Annotated in this window: 19 protein-coding genes; 15 read left to right on the top strand and 4 right to left on the bottom strand. The window is 36.4% G+C overall.

Annotated features, from left to right (window positions below; translation table 11 throughout):
* Positions 1–38 precede the first annotated feature (38 nt).
* Together mnmM and mnmL are read right to left on the bottom strand one after the other, a co-directional pair.
* The gene (mnmM, locus tag KFV12_RS09595; protein ID WP_254256653.1) at positions 39–590 is read right to left on the bottom strand and encodes a tRNA 5-(aminomethyl)-2-thiouridylate-methyltransferase MnmM; all 552 of its coding nucleotides are present in this window, start codon (positions 588–590) and stop codon (positions 39–41) included.
* Entirely contained in the window at positions 591–1538 is a 948-nt protein-coding gene (gene mnmL / locus KFV12_RS09590) for a tRNA modification radical SAM protein MnmL/YtqA (protein ID WP_111716514.1), read from the bottom strand.
* Between the two features lie 88 nt (positions 1539–1626).
* Here mnmL and KFV12_RS09585 point away from each other — a divergent pair, with 88 nt between their 5' ends.
* From KFV12_RS09585 to KFV12_RS09575, 3 genes are all read left to right on the top strand, one after another.
* Positions 1627–2796: an MDR family MFS transporter gene (locus KFV12_RS09585; RefSeq protein ID WP_254256652.1), complete on the top strand. Its 1170-nt coding sequence runs from the start codon at positions 1627–1629 to the stop codon at positions 2794–2796.
* 338 nt (positions 2797–3134) lie between these two features.
* The gene (leuS, locus tag KFV12_RS09580; RefSeq protein WP_254256651.1) at positions 3135–5549 is read left to right on the top strand and encodes a leucine--tRNA ligase; all 2415 of its coding nucleotides are present in this window, start codon (positions 3135–3137) and stop codon (positions 5547–5549) included.
* Between the two features lie 58 nt (positions 5550–5607).
* Positions 5608–5853 carry a rhodanese-like domain-containing protein gene (locus tag KFV12_RS09575; RefSeq protein WP_254256650.1) on the top strand — a complete coding sequence of 82 codons (246 nt, stop codon included), beginning with the start codon at positions 5608–5610 and terminating at the stop codon, positions 5851–5853.
* Positions 5854–6285: 432 nt separating this feature from the next.
* Here KFV12_RS09575 and KFV12_RS09570 read toward each other — a convergent pair whose 3' ends face one another.
* Entirely contained in the window at positions 6286–7533 is a 1248-nt protein-coding gene (locus KFV12_RS09570; protein WP_254256649.1) for a BaiN/RdsA family NAD(P)/FAD-dependent oxidoreductase, read from the bottom strand.
* A gap of 157 nt (positions 7534–7690) precedes the next feature.
* Here KFV12_RS09570 and KFV12_RS09565 point away from each other — a divergent pair, with 157 nt between their 5' ends.
* The 8 genes from KFV12_RS09565 (at position 7691) to KFV12_RS09530 (ending at position 15849) form a co-directional block, all read left to right on the top strand.
* Entirely contained in the window at positions 7691–9313 is a 1623-nt protein-coding gene (locus KFV12_RS09565) for a putative polysaccharide biosynthesis protein (protein WP_239242562.1), read from the top strand.
* On the top strand, positions 9310–10020 hold the full coding sequence (locus tag KFV12_RS09560) for a pseudouridine synthase (protein WP_239242561.1): 711 nt from the start codon (positions 9310–9312) through the stop codon (positions 10018–10020). Before KFV12_RS09565 ends, KFV12_RS09560 begins: the two co-directional genes overlap by 4 nt.
* Before the next feature lie 68 nt (positions 10021–10088).
* On the top strand, positions 10089–10535 hold the full coding sequence (locus tag KFV12_RS09555; protein WP_099579801.1) for a YtxH domain-containing protein: 447 nt from the start codon (positions 10089–10091) through the stop codon (positions 10533–10535).
* Between the two features lie 119 nt (positions 10536–10654).
* On the top strand, positions 10655–12067 hold the full coding sequence (gene pepV / locus KFV12_RS09550; protein ID WP_254256648.1) for a dipeptidase PepV: 1413 nt from the start codon (positions 10655–10657) through the stop codon (positions 12065–12067).
* Position 12068: 1 nt separating this feature from the next.
* Positions 12069–12908 carry a D-amino-acid transaminase gene (gene dat / locus KFV12_RS09545; RefSeq protein ID WP_111716528.1) on the top strand — a complete coding sequence of 280 codons (840 nt, stop codon included), beginning with the start codon at positions 12069–12071 and terminating at the stop codon, positions 12906–12908.
* A 186-nt stretch (positions 12909–13094) separates the two neighbouring features.
* Positions 13095–13886, top strand: coding sequence for a phosphotransferase family protein (locus KFV12_RS09540; RefSeq protein ID WP_099580143.1), 792 nt, complete (start codon positions 13095–13097; stop codon positions 13884–13886).
* Positions 13887–13899: 13 nt separating this feature from the next.
* Positions 13900–14535: a tRNA (guanosine(46)-N7)-methyltransferase TrmB gene (gene trmB, locus KFV12_RS09535; protein WP_111716530.1), complete on the top strand. Its 636-nt coding sequence runs from the start codon at positions 13900–13902 to the stop codon at positions 14533–14535.
* A gap of 111 nt (positions 14536–14646) precedes the next feature.
* On the top strand, positions 14647–15849 hold the full coding sequence (locus KFV12_RS09530; protein WP_111716531.1) for a MalY/PatB family protein: 1203 nt from the start codon (positions 14647–14649) through the stop codon (positions 15847–15849).
* Between the two features lie 37 nt (positions 15850–15886).
* On the opposite strand, the gene KFV12_RS09525 is transcribed toward KFV12_RS09530, so the two are convergent.
* Positions 15887–16171 carry a hypothetical protein gene (locus KFV12_RS09525; protein ID WP_096076113.1) on the bottom strand — a complete coding sequence of 95 codons (285 nt, stop codon included), beginning with the start codon at positions 16169–16171 and terminating at the stop codon, positions 15887–15889.
* 93 nt (positions 16172–16264) lie between these two features.
* On the opposite strand from KFV12_RS09525, the gene KFV12_RS09520 reads away from it, so the two are divergent.
* The 4 genes from KFV12_RS09520 (at position 16265) to KFV12_RS09505 (ending at position 19662) form a co-directional block, all read left to right on the top strand.
* Positions 16265–17329: a M42 family metallopeptidase gene (locus KFV12_RS09520; RefSeq protein ID WP_254256647.1), complete on the top strand. Its 1065-nt coding sequence runs from the start codon at positions 16265–16267 to the stop codon at positions 17327–17329.
* Between the two features lie 140 nt (positions 17330–17469).
* Positions 17470–18234: an amino acid ABC transporter substrate-binding protein gene (locus tag KFV12_RS09515; RefSeq protein WP_111716536.1), complete on the top strand. Its 765-nt coding sequence runs from the start codon at positions 17470–17472 to the stop codon at positions 18232–18234.
* The gene (locus KFV12_RS09510) at positions 18218–18937 is read left to right on the top strand and encodes an amino acid ABC transporter permease (protein WP_111716538.1); all 720 of its coding nucleotides are present in this window, start codon (positions 18218–18220) and stop codon (positions 18935–18937) included. Before KFV12_RS09515 ends, KFV12_RS09510 begins: the two co-directional genes overlap by 17 nt.
* Positions 18934–19662, top strand: a complete 729-nt coding sequence (locus tag KFV12_RS09505) for an amino acid ABC transporter ATP-binding protein (RefSeq protein WP_240836856.1) — start codon at positions 18934–18936, stop codon at positions 19660–19662. Before KFV12_RS09510 ends, KFV12_RS09505 begins: the two co-directional genes overlap by 4 nt.
* Positions 19663–19777 lie beyond the last annotated feature (115 nt).

Raw genomic sequence — 19777 nt, 5'->3', positions numbered from 1 at the left:
AAGCAAGTGGATGTCTAATGACAAACACTTGCTTTTTTTTATCTTTTTTCAATCCCTACGACAAATGGTGGATTATTCTTCTGGTTAATAAATTCATATTTAAAGATATGCGCCTTGTTCTGATCTATTTGTTTAAGATAGTCTAATACTGCATCTTTTTCATCCTTTCCTTCAGGATGTCCAGGATAGATGACGAGTATGATGATGCCTCCAACTTCAAGTATTGAAAATATATTGTCGATAGCCTGAATAGTTGTCTCTGGTACCGTTACAATGCTCTTATCACCCTTCGGTAAATAACCAAGATTAAAAATAGCAAGTTTTACAGTTTGGTTTAACACATCCAGCACATTTTCATGACCTGTCTGATGAAAGCTTATATTATTAAAATCTTTCGTTTTTTCTTTAGCATTGTTAATTGCCTGCGCCTGAATATCGAATGCGTGTATATGACCTGTATTATTCAAAAGTTGTGCTAAATATAAAGTATCATTGCCATTGCCGCACGTTGCATCGATAACGATATCGTCCGGTTCGATATAATTTGTTAAAAGTGCACGTGCATAAGGGAGTATACCTAACGCTTTCATTTATACTGTTTCCTTCTTATAAAATTTTCCTTGATAACTATTTCGATTTTTGAGTTCTGCATCAATCCCGTTTAATACTTCCCATTTATTGACACTCCACATCGGTCCAATCATTAAGTCAATAGGTCCGTCACCTGTGATACGATGTATGATCATTTCTTCCGGTAAAACTTCTAACTGATCGGCAACAAGTTTCACATAATCTTCCTGACTCATAAATTCGACCATGCCTTTTTCGTATTGTTTTACCATTGGTGTGCCTTTTAATAGATGAAGTAAATGGATCTTAATGCCTTGTACATCCATTTGTGCAACAGTACGTGCAGTTTCCATCATCATGTCGTAATCTTCTAACGGTAATCCGTTAATAATATGCGTACAAATATTGATATTGTGTTTACGCAGTTTCGCAACACCGTCATAATAGCACTGCATATCATGTGCACGATTGATGATGTTAGAAGTTTTTTCGTGAACGGTTTGAAGACCAAGTTCAACCCAGAGGTATGTTCTTTCATTTAATTCTGCTAAATATTCAACGACGTCATCCGGCAGACAGTCAGGACGTGTTGCAATAGATAATCCGACAACGCCGGGTTGCGCTAATGCGGCTTCATATTTTTCTTTTAATACGTCGAGTGGAGCATGTGTATTCGTATAAGCTTGAAAGTAGGCGATATATTTACCATCATGCCATTTTTCGTGCATTTTATTTTTTATTTTTTCGAATTGGACAGGGATAGGGTCTACACGATCACCTGCAAAGTCACCACTTCCCGCAGCAGAACAGAACGTACAACCGCCAAACGCTACAGTGCCGTCACGGTTGGGGCAATCGAATCCACCTTCTAAAGCAACTTTGAATATCTTTGTACCGAATTTTTGTCTTAAATGATAGTTCCATGTATGATAAAGTTTTGAATCTAGTGCATATTTAAATTGTGTCATTATGTCTCCCTCTTTCTTAACATATGGATTTTAACATATAATAGAGGAAATCGGAAAAAATAAATTTTAAGAAAGTGAGGTAAATGCAATGAAAATGCCAAAACTCGTTTGGCTTCTTGTCATCGGAATGGCAGTAAACGTTACAGGTGCAAGTTTAGTATGGCCGCTTAATACCATCTATTTACATAATGAACTAGGGAAAAGTTTAAGTTTAGCAGGATTAGTATTAATGCTTAATTCTGGTGCTTCTGTGCTTGGCAACTTGTTAGGTGGGACGATGTTCGATAAATACGGTGGCTACCGTTCGATACTGATTGGTATCGTTATTTCAATGCTTAGTTTAATCGGTATTTTATTCTTACATGGATGGCCATGGTATGCTGTGTGGCTCATCATTTTAGGTTTTGGATCAGGTATCGTATTTCCTTCTATCTATGCAATGGCAGGTACAGCATGGCCACAAGGGGGACGTAAAACATTTAATGCCATCTATTTATCTCAAAATATAGGTGTGGCATTAGGGGCAGCACTTGGTGGTTTTATCGCTGAACTGAGTTTCGATTATATATTCATGTTAAATCTATTGCTGTATGTCGTATTTTTCTTTATCGCATTCTTTGGCTACCGAACAGCTGGTGTAGTCCATAGTGGTGGGAATGTAATGAAAGATGTCGGCAATATTAAAGATAAGGATCGCTTTACAGCACTCATACTCATTTGTGTTACCTATTGTGTATGCTGGATTGGTTATGTACAGTGGCAGTCAACGATTTCAAGTTATACGCAAGACCTCGGCATATCGCTTAAACAGTACAGTTTATTATGGGCCATCAATGGCGTATTAATCATTGTTGGACAACCACTGATTAAACCGGTGATTAATTTTATGAGTGAAAAGATAAAGATGCAGATAGCAACAGGTTTGATTATATTTATTATTTCATATATCGTAACGAGTTTTGCACAGGATTTTTCAATGTTTATTGTTGGGATGGTTATATTGACGATCGGTGAAATGTTTGTCTGGCCAGCAGTTCCGACCATTGCCAATGAACTGGCACCTCAAGGGAGAACTGGTGTCTATCAGGGTATTGTTAATTCAACCGCAACATTAGGTAGAGCGATAGGACCAGTTTTAGGTGGCGTTATCGTTGACCTATACAATATGCATGCAATGTTCTATACGATGATTGGATTTGTCTTAATCGGATTTATATTTTTGTCAATATTTGATAAAAATATAAAACAGACGACATAATCGATAAGGTTTTAATTTTACACTAAAAATTTAAAATATTTGCATAATTCAAATTAATTGTTTGAGATGTATTTTATTTTTAGTAAAAAGACTTGAAAAAGATTTAAAGCTCCTTTATAGTAAATGTATCTAGAGTAGTAACAAGCAATCATTTTAAAGAAAGCCAGTGGGTGCTGTGAACTGGTATTTGAAACTTGTGAACTTGCTAGTGTTGAAATAAATAACAAAAGCTGCACTTATTAAAGTGAATTGCGGGTGGTACCGCGGTTGTCATATATGACAGTCGTCCCTTATTTTAGGGATGGCTGTCTTTTTATATATTAAAGGAGGAAAAAGTTATGAGCTATAATCATCAAAGTATTGAAAAGAAATGGCAGAAATATTGGTTAGATAATAAAACTTTTAAAACTGGAGAAGACATGGAACAACCAAAATTCTTCGCTTTAGATATGTTCCCTTATCCATCTGGTGCTGGATTACACGTTGGTCATCCAGAAGGATATACGGCTACTGATATCGTCTCTAGATTTAAACGCATGCAAGGTTATAACGTATTACATCCGATGGGGTGGGATGCATTTGGTTTACCTGCTGAACAATATGCGATTGATACAGGTAATGACCCTGCTGAATTCACAAAGAAAAATATCGAAACATTTAAGCGACAAATTCAGGAACTTGGTTTCAGTTATGACTGGGATCGCGAAGTAAATACGACAGATCCTGAGTATTATAAATGGACGCAGTGGATCTTTATCCAGCTGTACAATAAAGGGTTAGCTTATGTCGATGAAGTTGCTGTTAACTGGTGTCCTGCACTCGGTACAGTACTTTCAAATGAGGAAGTAATCGATGGTGTATCAGAGCGTGGTGGACATCCAGTAATCCGTAAACCGATGCGTCAATGGGTACTTAAAATTACTGAATACGCAGATCGACTGCTAGAGGATTTAGATGAGCTGGATTGGCCGGAATCATTAAAAGATATGCAACGTAACTGGATTGGTAAATCTGAAGGTGCAGAAGTTGAATTTAAAGTTGATGGAAAAGATGCGTCATTTAAAGTGTTTACGACACGTCCTGACACTATTTATGGTGCAACTTATGCTGTATTATCACCTGAACATGCACTTGTAGCATCAATCACTACAGACGAACAACGCGTGGCGATTCAAGCTTATCAGGAACAGGCAAGTCGTAAATCGGATTTAGAACGTACAGACTTAGCGAAAGATAAGACTGGTGTATTTACAGGAAGCTATGCGATTAATCCGTTTACGAATGAACAAATGCCAATCTGGATTTCTGATTATGTATTAGCATCTTACGGAACAGGTGCGATTATGGCAGTACCGGCGCACGATGAACGTGACTATGAATTTGCGAAACAATTCGGACTAGTAATTAAACCGGTACTTGAAGGTGGAGATATCGACAAAGAAGCATTCACTGGTGACGGCGTTCATATTAATTCTGGTGAACTAGACGGCTTAAACAAAGAAGATGGTATTTCGCGTGCAATCGAAATGCTTGAAGCGAAACAAATCGGTGAGAAGAAAGTTTCTTATAAATTACGTGACTGGTTATTCTCACGTCAACGTTACTGGGGTGAGCCGATTCCAGTAATCATCTGGGAAGATGGTTCAATGACGACTGTACCAGAAGACGAATTACCTTTGATGTTACCGAAAACGGATAAGATTATGCCATCAGGTACAGGTGAATCTCCGCTTGCAAATATTGATGAATTTATTAATGTAGTAGACCCTGTTACTGGTATGAAAGGCCGACGCGAAACGAATACGATGCCGCAATGGGCAGGTTCTTGCTGGTATTATTTACGTTACATCGATCCACATAACAGTGAAGCGTTAGCCGACCCTGAAAAATTAAAATACTGGTTACCAGTTGATTTATATATTGGTGGGGCAGAGCATGCTGTACTTCATTTATTATATGCGCGCTTCTGGCATAAAGTATTATATGACTTAGGTGTAGTCCCAACGAAAGAACCATTCCAGAAGTTATTTAACCAAGGGATGATTCTAGGTGAAGGCAACGAAAAAATGAGTAAATCTAAAGGAAACGTCGTAAACCCTGATGATGTTGTTGAAAGTCACGGTGCAGATACATTAAGACTTTACGAAATGTTTATGGGGCCACTTGATGCATCCATAGCATGGAGTACGAATGGATTAGACGGTGCTCGCCGATTCTTAGACCGTGTATATCGTGCGTTTATTACCGAAGAGGGTACTTTATCTGCTAAAGTTGTAGATACAGAGACACCAGCATTAGAAAAAGTTTATCATCAGACAGTGAAGAAAGTAACAGATGATTATAATACTTTAGGATTTAATACCGCAATTTCTCAAATGATGGTATTTATCAATGAAGTTTATAAACAAGATGCTGTAAGTCGTGAATACGTTGAAGGATTTGTGAAGTTATTATCTCCAATTGCGCCTCATATTACAGAAGAAATCTGGTCAATTTTAGGACATGATGGAACAATTACTTATGAAGCGTGGCCAACATATGATGAAAGTAAACTTGTTGATAACGAAGTAGAAATTGTCATTCAGGTAAACGGAAAAGTAAAACTTAAAGCGAAAGTAGCAAAAGATACTGATAAAGAGGCGTTAGAAGCTTTTGCTCTTGAGCAGGATGCTATAAAAACACAAATTGAAGGTAAGACGATTCGCAAAGTTATCGCAGTACCAAATAAATTAGTCAATATTGTGGCAAACTAGGAGTTATGATGAATATATCAACTGAAGATTTTGTGCCAAGATTAAAGCTAATGAAGCGATGAACATTATTGACGTGCGTGAGCAATTTGAAGTAGAACAAGGTATGATCAAAGGTGCAATGCATATTCCGATGAATGATATACCTGAACAGATGGAAAATTTAGATCGTGAAAAAGAATATTATATTGTTTGTGCACATGCAGTAAGAAGTGCGAATGTTACTCATTATTTATTAGCAAATGATTATAAAGCTGTGAATGTAGAAGGTGGCATGGCAGTTATTGAACCGATGTTAAGTGAATAAATGTGTGGCTAACATTTCCGGATACTAGGAGTATCCGGCAAAGATGAAGTTAAATTTGATGGTTATGTAGCCAACATTTCCGGATACTAGGAGTATCCGGCAAAGATGAAGTTAAACTTGATGGTTATGTGGCCAACATTTCCGGATACTAGGAGTATCCGGCAAAGATGAAGTTAAACTTGATGGTTATGTAGCTAACATTTCCGGATACTAGGAGTATCCGGCAAAGATGAAGTTAAATTTGATGGTTATGTGGCCAACATTTCCGGATACTAGGAGTATCCGGCAAAGATGAAGTTAAATTTGATGGTTATGTAGCCAACATTTCCGGATACTAGGAGTATCCGGCAAAGATGAAACCAAATTTAATAATATGTAAAGCAACAATTCCGGATACTAAGCGTATCCGGAATTGTTTCATTATATTTAGTTTTATCTGCAGCTCATTCCGGCAACATAACCAGTGACTAGTGCACTTGTAATATTATAACCACCAGTATAGCCATGTATGTCTAACACTTCACCACAAAAATAAAGATTATCATGTATTTTAGACTGCATCGTTGCTGGTACGATTTCTTTTACAGTAACACCACCGCCGGTAACAAACGCTTTATCAATTGATAATGTACCGTTAACGGTAAATGCAAATCCTTTTAATAGCGCTATAAATGTCTTAAGACTTTCTTTTTTGATATGATGACCATTTTCTTCAAGGTTAATTTCAGCACGTTCCAGTAGAAAATGTAAATAACGTTCCTGCACCAAACCTTTTAGACTATTTTTGATGGCTTTATCTTTATTATCATTAATGATTTTTTCGATGTGTTGTGTAAGTTGACCGATAGTCATGTCTGGAAATACATCAATCATCATCTGTATCTCTTGTTTCTTCTGACTTTTTTGCTCGTGATAAATAAATTGTGAACAGCGAAGAGCTGCTGGTCCTGATATTCCGAAATGTGTAAATAACATATCCATTTGATGGGTACTGCGTGGTTTACCATTTTTACGCAATACACTTAACCCGACATTTTGCAGACTAAGTCCTTGTAGTATCTTAGATTTTATGAATGGTTCACTTGATGTGATTGGTACTTCGGTAGGAAACAGCTCGGTAATCGTATGTCCTGCTTGCTGTGCAAATACGTAGCCATCTCCAGTAGAACCGGTATGCGGTACAGATTTGCCACCGGTCGCGATAATGACTTTTTCTGAATATACAGGTATGTTATCTGATAGCATCACACCTTTAATCTTATCTTCTTCTATGATTAAAGATTCAACCTTTGTCGTTGTTCGTACTTCCACCTTATTATTGATAAGTTGTTGTTTAAGGGCGTTGACAACATCCTTTGCGTTATTGGATACAGGGAACATACGACCATGGTCTTCTTCTTTTAAAGCGACACCAAGATTTTCGAAATATTCGATGATGGCATAATTATCGAATGTATTAAATGCACTATATAAAAACTTACCGTTACCAGGCAGATGTTTAATCAGTTCTTCATGAGTGACGTTATTTGTAACATTACAACGTCCACCACCAGATATTTGTAATTTACGACCTAGCTGATCTTTTTTATCGATAAGTAAGACTTTGTTATTATTTTCGCTCGCACTGATTGCAGCCATCAATCCACTAGGGCCACCACCTATGACAATTGTCTGATACATATTTGATACCTCCATTTTCAATTATTATACATTTTATTTATGGTAAAATATATGAATTCAGTAGTTAAAAATTTATAATGGTGGTATGATAATCTACATTGAAAATGGGTTTAATCATTTATGAAGCTTTTATTTTAAAAAAGATAGGGATGAAGTTATGTCACAGAAAGATTCACTTGTCAGAAGTACGTTCTTATTAACGGCAAGTATTTTTATTACTAAGATTTTAGGGATACTTTATATTATTCCGTTCTATGCCATTATCGGTGGTGAAGAAAATTTAGCACCATATAATATGGCTTATCCACCATATGTAGTTATGCTTACTGTAGCTGCAGGCGGGATACCGTTAGCGGTAGCTAAATATGTTTCGAAGTATAATGCGATAGGTGCCTATAAAGTTAGCTATAAACTTTATAAGTCATCATTATTAGTAATGGGTATCACTGGTTTCTTAGGCTTTGTTATTCTTTACTTTTTAAGTCCGATGATTGCTGAGGCATCACTTGCTGGTTCTGAAGGTAAATGGACTGTTGAAGATATTACCGAGATTATTCGCATCATCTCATTTGCAGTGTTGTTTATTCCTTTCTTAGCGACATGGCGTGGGATATTTCAAGGTTATGATTCAATGGGACCAACAGCGGTGTCACAAGTTATTGAACAAATTGCACGTATACTATTTTTACTAGGAGGTACGTTCGTTGTCCTTAACGTTATGAATAAATCAATGCTACTGGCTAATGAGATTGCTGTATTTGCAGCAGCAATCGGTGCGGTCGCTGCGATTCTAACACTTTGGTATTACTGGAGAAAGCGTAAACCATTTATCGACAAGATGGTTGATTCCGATGATTCTAATACTGATGTTAGTTACGGTAGTATGTATAAAGAAATATTAAAGTACAGTATTCCATTCGTTATCGTAAGTTTGTGTGTACCGCTTTATACAACGATTGATCAGTTTACACATAACTATGCATTAGGTTTAGCAGGTGTGCCTGGAAAAATGAATGATATGCTCCTTACAATATTAAATACGACATCTAATAAACTTGTTATGATTCCGACTTCACTTGCTGGAGGGTTTGCAATTAGTCTTGTTCCGTCAATTACAAGAACACATGCATCAGGCAAGATTAAAGAAATGCATCATCAGATTAAAACGACTTTCGGTTTACTGATGTTTCTTACAGTGCCAGCTTCATTAGGTATTATGGTATTAGCTGCACCACTTTATACGGTATTTTACAGCTATAATCCAATTGCGAATAATATTCTATTTTATTATGCACCTGTAGGCATTTTACTTGCGCTTGTTTCTGTAACTGCTGCGATGATGCAGGGTATTGATAAACAAAATTTAACGGTTTATATCGTGCTTGCTGCGCTCCTTGTTAAATTAGTGATTAATATCCCGTTAATTATGGTATTCCATACAGTAGGCGCAGTACTTGCGACTGCGATTGCGATGACCTTTAATATTGTTTGTAATCTTTATGTCATCAAGAAATATGCGGGATTCCAGTATCGAACGACTGCCCGTCAAATGTTGATGATTACGTTATACAGCTTAATTATGGTACTAGTTGTACAAATCGTTTATGTCATTTTAATGCAATTCCTCACAGTTTCCAATAAACTGGATGCACTTATCATTTTAGTGATTGGAGCAGTAGTCGGTGCTTTAGTCTATGCATCATTATCGATGAAATCACGTTTAGCCGATCAATTCTTCGGTGCACGTATCCAATCTTTAAGAAATAGGTTAACGCGATGAGACTTGATAAATTTTTAAGCAACCATGGCGTAGGCTCACGAAAAGATGTTAAGGCATTTCTCAAGAAAAAAGTGATTACGGTTAATGAGGAAGTTGTCACGAAACCAGATATTAAAATTAATCCGGAAAAAGATATCATAAAGGTTCAAGGTGAGATGATTCACTTTGAACCCTTTATCTATCTTATGCTTAATAAACCGGCTGGCGTAGTTTCAAGCACACATGATAAAGATAAGACAGTCATTGACCTTATTACAGGGCTGGATCATTATGACCTGCATCCGGTCGGCAGACTGGATAAAGATACAGAAGGGTTGCTCATCATAACCAATGATGGTCAGTTCTCGCATGACGTGCTGAGTCCTAAGAAACATGTGAATAAAACGTATTATGCCAAAATTGACGGCATTGTCACTGATCACACGGTGGAACAATTTGCTCAAGGCGTAACTTTAGATGATGGGTATCATACTATGCCTGGTGATTTAACGTGTCTTTCAGTTGATACGAATAATAATACAAGTGAAATAGAACTTGTAATCCAGGAAGGTAAGTTTCATCAAGTGAAAAGAATGTTTGAGGCAGTAAGTATGAAAGTAACTTACCTAAAACGTATTAAGATGGGTGATTTGTCTTTAGATAGTAGCTTAAAGCCTGGAGAATATAAGAAATTAATGCAGAATGAAATTAATTTAGTAAGAAAATGATTATAAATGTTTAGACCATTACACCTTGGGTATAATTACAGTACAAATCAAAAGAAGAGGTGTTTAACATGGCGAACAACAATCAAACAGGTTTATTAAAAGCAGCATTAGTTATTGGTGGTACTGCAGTAGCAGCATTCCTTTCAAAAAAAGAAAACAGAGATAAAGTATTAGAAGAATACAACAAAGCGAAACAAGATCCTAAAGGTTATGCAGATAACGCTAAAGGCAAAGCTGCTAACTTACAACAAGTAGCGAAAGAAGAAATCAACAAAGCGAAAGAAGATCCAAATGCTTACAAAGCAAACTTAACTTCTAAAGTTGAAGAAAAAGTTGCTCCGTTAAAAGAAAAAGCGGCACCATTAGCTGATAAATTAACTAAAAAAGATGTTACTGTTGAAGAAGAAAAACAAAACTTTGACGACGAAGGTGGAGCGAACAACATCCATGTCGTAACAGACAAAGAAGTTGCTGAAAAAAATCCTAATGCCGTATCTAAAGACGAATTAAAATAATAACGCTATAAAAGTCAGCGCATGCTGGCTTTTTATTTTGATAAATTTTACGATTATTATTTTGAATTCCTTTATGTATCATGTAATATAGGAATATACAAGCATTAGGAGGAATCATTATGTGGAGAGAAAAAGTTGCACAATATGAAGATAAAATTATTGAAGACCTTACGGGTTTATTAAATATAGAAAGTGTACGTGATGACAGTTTAGCTGATAGTGAAAATCCTGTTGGACCAGGCCCACGAAAAGCTTTAGATTATATGTATGAATTAGCACAACGTGATGGATACGAGACAGTGGATATCGATCATATCGCTGGACGTATCGAAGCAGGTAATGGTGAGGATATTTTCGGTATATTATGTCACGTTGACGTAGTACCTGCAGGTAGTGGATGGGATAGTAATCCATTTGAGGCTGTCGTAACTGAGGATAAAATTATTGCACGTGGTACTTTAGATGACAAAGGACCAACAATTGCTGCGTATTACGCTATTAAAATTTTAGACGACATGAAAGTAGACTGGAAAAAACGCATCCATATCATTATCGGTACTGATGAAGAATCAGGCTGGAAATGTACGGACCGTTATTTTGAAACTGAACAGATGCCTGATCTAGGGATTGCACCGGATGCTGATTTCCCATTAATTCACGGTGAAAAAGGTATCACAACATTTGATATTATTCAAAATAGTGATGAAGAAAGCGAAACAGCACCAGAAGTGGAATTAAAGGCATTTAAAGCTGGTGAAAGATACAATATGGTCCCGGATTTTGCAGAAGCAAAAATCGAAGTTAAAGAAAAGATGGATGCAGTCATTCAAGCTTTTGAAGGATATTTATTAAACAACAAATTAACAGGGAAACAATTCGTAGAGAACGGTCAGATTTCACTTCAAATTGAAGGAAAGTCAGTTCATGGTATGGAACCATTTAAAGGTGTGAACGCTGGTCTATATCTTGTTAATTTCTTAAATACATTAGATCTAGATAAGAAAGCAAAGTCATTCGTTAACTTTGGTGATACATATTTATTTGCTTCTCACTTTGGTGAGAAGCTAGGTATGGCTTATGAAACTGAAGAAATGGGTCAGTTAACTACTAACTATGGTGTAATTAGTTATACGGACGTTGATGGCGGACATTATGGTGTAAACTTACGCTATCCAAACGGTTTTGATTTTGAAACTGAAATTAAGAAATTTGAAGAACAGATTGCTAAAGATGGCTTTGAAATTGAAGTTGAAACGCACCAGGTTCCTCACTATGTCGATAAAAATGATCCATTCGTTCAAAAGTTATTAACAGCATATCGTAACCAGACTGGAGATATGACAGAACCGTATACTATCGGTGGTGGAACATATGCACGTAACCTGGAAAAAGGTGTAGCATTTGGTGCGATGTTTAAAGAATCAGAAGATTTAATGCACCAAAAAAATGAATATATCAGCAAGAAACAATTATTTGATGCGACAGCGATTTATTTAGAAGCAATCCACTCTGTATGTGTAGAAGGTGAGTAAAATGGTAGTTTTTATTAATGGCAGTTATGTGTCTGATGATACGAAAATCAGTTACAACGATCGTGGCATCCAGTTTGGAGATGGTGTATATGAAGTCGTGCGAGTATACCATGGCACTTTATTTACAGCCACTGAACATTTCGAACGACTCGTACGTAGTGCAAATGAAATAGAAATAACAAGTCCCTATTCTGTTGAGGAATATATCGAAATTTGTAATCAGCTTATCAAGGAAAATGAAATAGATAACGGTACAATTTATGTTCAGTTAACACGAGGAGATGCAGTTAGAAATCATATGTATCCAACAGATACTCAACCAAATTTATTACTTTATACCAATACTGCAGAACGTCCGATGCAGGATCTTCAGCAAGGTGTGAAAGCGATTACGACTGAAGATATTCGATGGTTACGCTGTGATATTAAAAGTTTGAATCTGCTTGGTAACATTATGAATAAACAAAAAGCGGTAACCAATGGTGCAAAAGAGGCGATCCAAATACGTAACGGTATTGTTACAGAAGGCGCATCAAGCAATATATTCATCGTTAAAGATGAGAAAATCATTACGCATCCTGCAAATAATTTCATCTTAAACGGTATTACACGTCGTGTCATTAAACAGATTGCAGATGCTGAAGGTATTGCTTTTGAAGAATTTACATTTGATGAGAAAGCGTTAAAGGATGCGGATGAAGTATTCTTGACGAGTACAACACAGGAAGTAATGCCGATTACTGAGATTGATGGTGAGAATGTTAATCAGGGTCAGGTTGGTCCGATTACGAAGCGTCTGCAAAGCAAGTTTGATGAGCATATTATCACAAATCACGCCTAAAAGGCATCATATTACACAATGAATTACATTTGAACATATATTCAGTACGCTTAAAAAAGTTTGACTTGAATATTTTTATAAAAGGTTATAAAATTTAAATAAGTCGTTAAAACGTTCGAACTAAAAATAAGGCAAGAGATTATTTCTCATTGCCTTTTCTTTTTTCTACTGTGGGAGGTGAACATGTTGGAACATTTCTATCAGCTTGGTTGGACATTAGATTCCGCTGGTGGCGCTTCTGGAGAGGCATATATGGCAGAGCAGGATGGCCGCAAATTATTTCTTAAAAGAAATTCTTCGCCATTCTTAGCAGCGTTATCTGCTGAGGGTATCGTACCTAAGCTCGTATGGACAAAACGTATTGAAACGGGCGAGGTCGTTACCGCTCAACATTGGAAGAATGGAAGATCATTGACACACGAAGAAATGGGTTCCAAGCGTGTTGCGAAACTCCTCAGAAAAATTCATCGCTCTAAACCTTTACTTAATATGTTAAAACGTTTAGAAATGAAACCGATGTATCCTCACATCTTACTTAAGAAAATTAATAGTTCTCTTTCACGCAATGTATTAGCACATCATACGGTTAGAAAAGCTTTAATTTACTTAGAAGAACATATGCCTAATCTAGATAGTCAGTTTTATACTGTCTGTCATGGCGATGTGAATCATAATAACTGGTTACTTTCAGATCAGGATGAACTGTTTATTGTTGACTGGGAAGGTGCAATGATTGCGGATCCTGCGATTGATATTGGTATGATTTTATATACGTATAGCAAAGAAGTTGACTGGGAAGCGTGGCTTGCTGATTACGGTATTAACTATACAATCGATTTAGAGAAACGTATGAAATGGTATACGATTATACAGGCGATTGCGATGGTAGAGTGGTATGAGGAGAAGAGTCGTTACCACGATATGAACGAATGGTTGAAGTTTTTAGATGAAGTTTTAACACAGAATAGATTTATTTAAAGGAGCAACATACATGAGAATGCGTAATAAACCGTGGGCAGAAGATTATCTGCTTGAACATCGTGATATTGTAAGTATCGACCTGTCACAAAAAGACAATATCACATCATGGTTTGAAAAAGTTCAGCCGATTCATATAGAAGTCGGAAGCGGTATGGGTAGATTTATTACTGAGATGGCAAAAGCAAATCCAGCAATCAATTATATCGGTATTGAACGAGATAAGAATGTAATGATTCGTATTGTAGAAAAAGCGATAGAGCAGGATATTAAAAACTTACGATTATTGACAGTTGATGCTGAGAAGCTGACTGAAATATTTAATCCTGGAGAGATTGACCGCATCTATTTAAACTTTTCAGATCCATGGCCGAAGACACGACATGCCAAACGTCGTTTAACACATGCTAATTTCTTATCAGTTTATAAGACGATCCTGAAAGATGATGGTGAAATTCACTTCAAGACAGATAATCAAGGACTATTTGAATTTTCTATTGAAAGTATGAGTCAGTTTGGTATGAAACTCAAAAATATCAATTTAAATCTTCATGATAATGAACCGGCTGATAATATCAAGACAGAGTACGAAGAGAAATTTTCTGCTAAAGGTTTTAGAATCAACCGACTTGAAGCAAGTTTTAAATAACATTTGAAGCATTATTAAATGATGAGACATTATAAGTGTCTCATCTTTTTTTTATGCTTTATTTAGTGTAGACTTGATATATTGAGAGAATTTTCTGAACTGGAGGAAACTATGTATAATTTTAATGAAAATGTTAACCGTTTAAATACAAATGCAGTTCAAACTGAAATGATTCCATTAATCTATCAGCGTAGAGATTTAATGCCCTTCTGGATAGCAGATATGGATATTAAAACGCCGGAAAAGATTACAAAGTCTATCGCTAATCGCCTGGAACACGGAATTTTCGGATATACGAGTTGGAAAAATGATGCATTCTATACGCCGGTTAAACAATGGTATAGTAACCGATTTAATACAAATATTCTTAAACAAGATCTATTCTATTCGCCATCAGTGCTTTTTACTGTGACAGAAGCAATACGTATCCTGACTAATGAAGGTGATGGTGTTATCCTTAATACACCTTCCTATAACAACTTTATCAATCTGATTAACGGTAATAAACGTATGATTGTTGAAAGTGAACTTTACTTTGATGGTTACGAATACACGATGGACTTTGTACAGTTTGAATATCTGTGTCAGATGCCTCAAAATAAAGTGTTCTTATTATGCAATCCACATAACCCAACAGGTAAAGTGTTTTCTGAGCAGGAACTTTTAAAGATTATTGAAATCTGTAAGAAATATAATGTGTATATCATTGCTGATGAAATTCATATGGATTTTGTGCGTCGCGGTCAACACGAAACACTTGCAAAATATATGCATGACTATGAACAGATGTTAGTGACGACATGTTTAGGTAAGACATTTAATGTTTCTGGCATTCCGCATGCATACTTTATAACAAAAGATAAATATATGCGCGAGACAATTAATACGAAAGTGATGTCTGTGTATGGTTTAGCGGCAGTAAATTTAGTTGCCTTAACTGTTATTCAAACAGCTTATTTAGATTGTGGCGACTGGGTCGATGCGCTGAATCAGCATATCGATAATAATATGACCCTCGTAGAAGACTACATTGCAGATCATCTGTCTGATTGTTTATTTTTCCAGAAGCCGGATGCTACATTTTTAGCCTGGATTGATTTTGAGAAGAGTGGATTTAGTGAAATGGAAGTACAGGATGCCTTACAGAATGTCGGAAAGATTGCGACGGGTATCGGTAATACTTACGAATTATCGGCAAGTACACATTTTAGATTTAATGTCGCGTGTAGTGAAGATAAATTATTAGAAGGTCTTGACCGCATAAAAAAATCATTCGATTACTTAAAAACAACAAAAGAAAAAGAAGCACAATAAATGTTGTGCTTCAAATTCATCTTTATATCCAATTAATTTAAATCTCAATTGTGTCGATGAGTTCACCGGTATAAGCATCGACTGTAAATTCGTAATCTTTATCCTGCGTATTAATGATACCGCGATAAATGTGAGAGATCTGACCAAACTTTTCTTGTTTTTCTGGTTCATATACGATAGCTGAACCTGTAACGTGATCGAAGTTTGTCAGCACCTGTTGTAGCAGCGTTTCTGGGTGCTGCATCGTCATATGATGACGTAGTTGATAAGCGATAATACCAGTGACTACAATAACGGGAATGATGATTTGATATTTTTTCATAGTTAAAAGTCCTCTCATCAATAAATTTGGAAGCAAAGCGTATAACTTTTAGGTTAACGTTTTGATTATATTCTAACATAAGGAGCAAAAAACATGACAGAACAACTATTAGATACGATAAAAACTTTAACTGAATTACATGGTGCGCCAGGACATGAACGTCTCGTACGTGATTATCTGTTAAAAAGATTATCACCACTGGCAGACGAAGTATTACAAGATGGCTTAGGTGGCGTCTTCTTCGTAAAGAAATCAAAACAGGACAATGCTAAACGCATCATGATTGCAGCACATATGGATGAAGTCGGATTCATGGTAACAGATATTACGGAAAAAGGATTACTTAAATTCACGGAAATCGGTGGGTGGCCAGCAGATGTCCTGCAGGCTCAAAAGATGCAAGTATTAACGCGTGACAACAAAACATATAGTGGTGTAATTGGCAGTGTGCCTGCACATTTTAGAACAGGTAAGGAAGCAACACCGCAAATTAAAGATATGTTACTTGATGTGGGAGCAGAAAGTAAAGAACAAGTATTAGCAATGGGCATCCAAATCGGTGATTCAATCGTTCCGGCAGTTGATTTTGAACAATTGACTGAGAACAGATTCCTATGTAAAGCATGGGACAATCGTTATGGATGTACAATTATCGTCGACCTGTTTGAACAATTAAAAGATACAGACTTACCGTTTGACCTTTATGTAGGTGCAAACGTGCAGGAAGAAGTTGGATTACGTGGTGCAGGGCCATCTGCAAATATGATCAAACCAGACTTAGCATTTGTCGTTGATTGTTCACCAGCCAATGACACTGCAGGAAGTAATGCGAATGGTAAACTAGGCGAGGGAACGCTCGTTCGAATTATTGATAGAACGATGATTTTGAAACCGTCATTTAAACAATGGCTTGAAGAAATCTATGGAACAAATGATATTCAACATCAATATTATACTTCACCAGGTGGTACGGATGGTGGCGTTATCCATACTTCTTTACAAGGCATTCCGACAGCAGTAATCGGTGTGCCAGCACGTTATATCCATTCCAATCACACAATTTTTGATATTCGGGACTATTATGCAGCACGTGATGGACTGCTTGCATTACTCAAAGACGTCAATGATGAAAAAATTGAATATTTAAAGATGAATTAATAGTTTACTTTTTATTGAGATGAAGCGATAGTATTTGCTTCATCTTTTTCATCTTGAGTATCTTTTTATTGACTTAAAATTAAAATGCTTTAAAATAAAACCTATTCCGAGTAAATTGATAAGAATAGGAGAATGGAAAATTGAAAAAATTATTAGCTTTATTGTTTACAGCATTATTTATTTTAGCAGCATGTGGTAGTAATGACTCAGATAAAAAAGACAGCAAGAAAGAGATCACGATTGGAACAGAAGGTACTTATGCACCATTTACTTTCCATGATAAGAACAACAAATTAACAGGTTTCGATGTGGAAGTAGCAGAAGCAGTAGCGAAAAAAGCAGGATATAAAGTGAAATTCGTAGAAACACAATGGGATTCAATGTTCTCGGGACTTAACTCCGGTCGTTTCGATACGATTGCAAACCAGGTAGGTATGGATGCAGATCGTAAGAAGAAATATAATTTCTCTAAACCATACACTTACACACAAGGTGTATTAGTAACACGTAAAAATTCAGATATTAAATCATTTGATGACGTTAAAGGTCGCGCATTAGCACAAACTTTAACATCTAATTACGGCAAATTAGCGAAAGAAAAAGGCGCTAAAGTAACTTCAGTTGAAGGATTTAATCAGGCGATGGAAATGGTACTATCTAACCGTGTTGAAGCAACTTTTAATGATAAAATTTCAGTATTAGATTACTTAAAACAAAAGAAAAATGCTGATATCAAAATTGTTGAAGGTAACGCTGAGAAAACACAATCAGGATTTGTATTTACTAAGAAAACAGATGAGAAAATCATCAAAGATTTTGATAAAGCATTAGATGCATTACAAAAAGACGGTACAATGAAAAAAATCAGTGAAAAATGGTTCGGTGAAGATGTCACTCGTCCTTAATGAAGAAATGTCCCATGCCCTGAATGCGGCGGCTCAAGCTTTTGAGCCAATGCTTTGGGGTTTAGTCAAATATTCGATTCCGATTGCGATTGTTACGTTTATACTAGGATTTATTATTGCGATATTTACGGCGCTTGCACGTATTTCTAATAATAAATTATTACGCATTCCAGCGCGTGTTTACGTATCAATCTTCCGAGGCACACCAATGCTTGTTCAGATGTTTATTATCTTCTTCGGTATCCCTGAAATCGGCCGTCTGATTACAGGTGATCCGGATCAGGCATTTAAACTCGGATCCATTACAGCTGCTATTATTTCATTAAGTTTAAATGTTGGTGCTTATGGTTCTGAAATCATTCGTGGTGGTATATTATCAGTACCGCACGGACAAACTGAAGCAGCATATTCAATCGGGATGAGCCCAAAGAAAACGATGCAACGCATCATCTTACCACAGGCTATTCGTACAGCAACACCAGCATTAGGAAACACATTCCTGAGTTTAATTAAAGATACATCCCTATTAGGATATATATTGGTGGCTGAAATGTTTAGAAATGCGCAGCAAGTTGCCTCAACAACATATGAATTCTTATCAATCTATACTTTAGTGGCGATTATGTACTGGGTGGTTTGTTTCATCGTTTCAATTATTCAAGGTATTTATGAAGAACGTGTTGAAAGGAAGTATCAACGATGATTTCAATACAAAATTTAGTTAAAAAATTTGGTGAAAAAACTGTACTTAAAGATATTGATCTTGAAGTTGCGAACGGTGAAGTTGTCGTACTTATCGGTCGTAGTGGTTCAGGTAAAACGACATTACTGCGTACAATGAATGCGTTAGAAATCCCTACATCAGGTACTGTGACTGTTGATGGTGTAACTTACACAGCAAACGACAAAAAATCACAAATTGCAGTACGTAAGAAAACAGGGATGGTATTTCAAAACTTCCAGCTGTTTCCTCATATGACTGCTCTTGAAAACGTAATGGAAGGCTTAGTGCAAGTGAAAGGCATGAGTAAAGTGGAAGCGGAGAAAATTGCGGTAAATTTACTTGAAAAAGTTGATTTATTACATGTTAAAGATCAGTATCCAATTTCTCTTTCTGGTGGACAGCAACAACGTGTAGGTATTGCAAGAGCACTTGCGATGAATCCGAAAGTGATGCTATTCGATGAACCGACATCAGCACTTGACCCAGAGCTTGTGCAAGACGTTCTGAAAGTCATTAAAGGCTTAAGAGATGAAGGAATGACGATGGTGATCGTTACGCATGAAATGGCATTCGCAAGAAGTGTTGCCGACAAAGTTGCGTTTATCCATGATGGACGTATCGAAGAGTTAGATCATCCGGAACAAATCTTCACAAATCCAAAGTCAGAACATTTACAGCGGTTCTTAAACATTATATCGATTTAATTGAATCATTCATTTGCATATGCAGGTGAATGATTTTTTTGTAATGATTGATAAGCACACCTTAATCACAATATAATCAATTTACATATGTTATTATTAAATACATTTGTGCTAT

This window comes from Macrococcus epidermidis (assembly GCF_024205965.1).
GTDB classification, from domain to species: Bacteria; Bacillota; Bacilli; order Staphylococcales; family Staphylococcaceae; genus Macrococcoides; species Macrococcoides epidermidis.
This window is presented reverse-complemented; position numbering and strand designations above follow the sequence as displayed.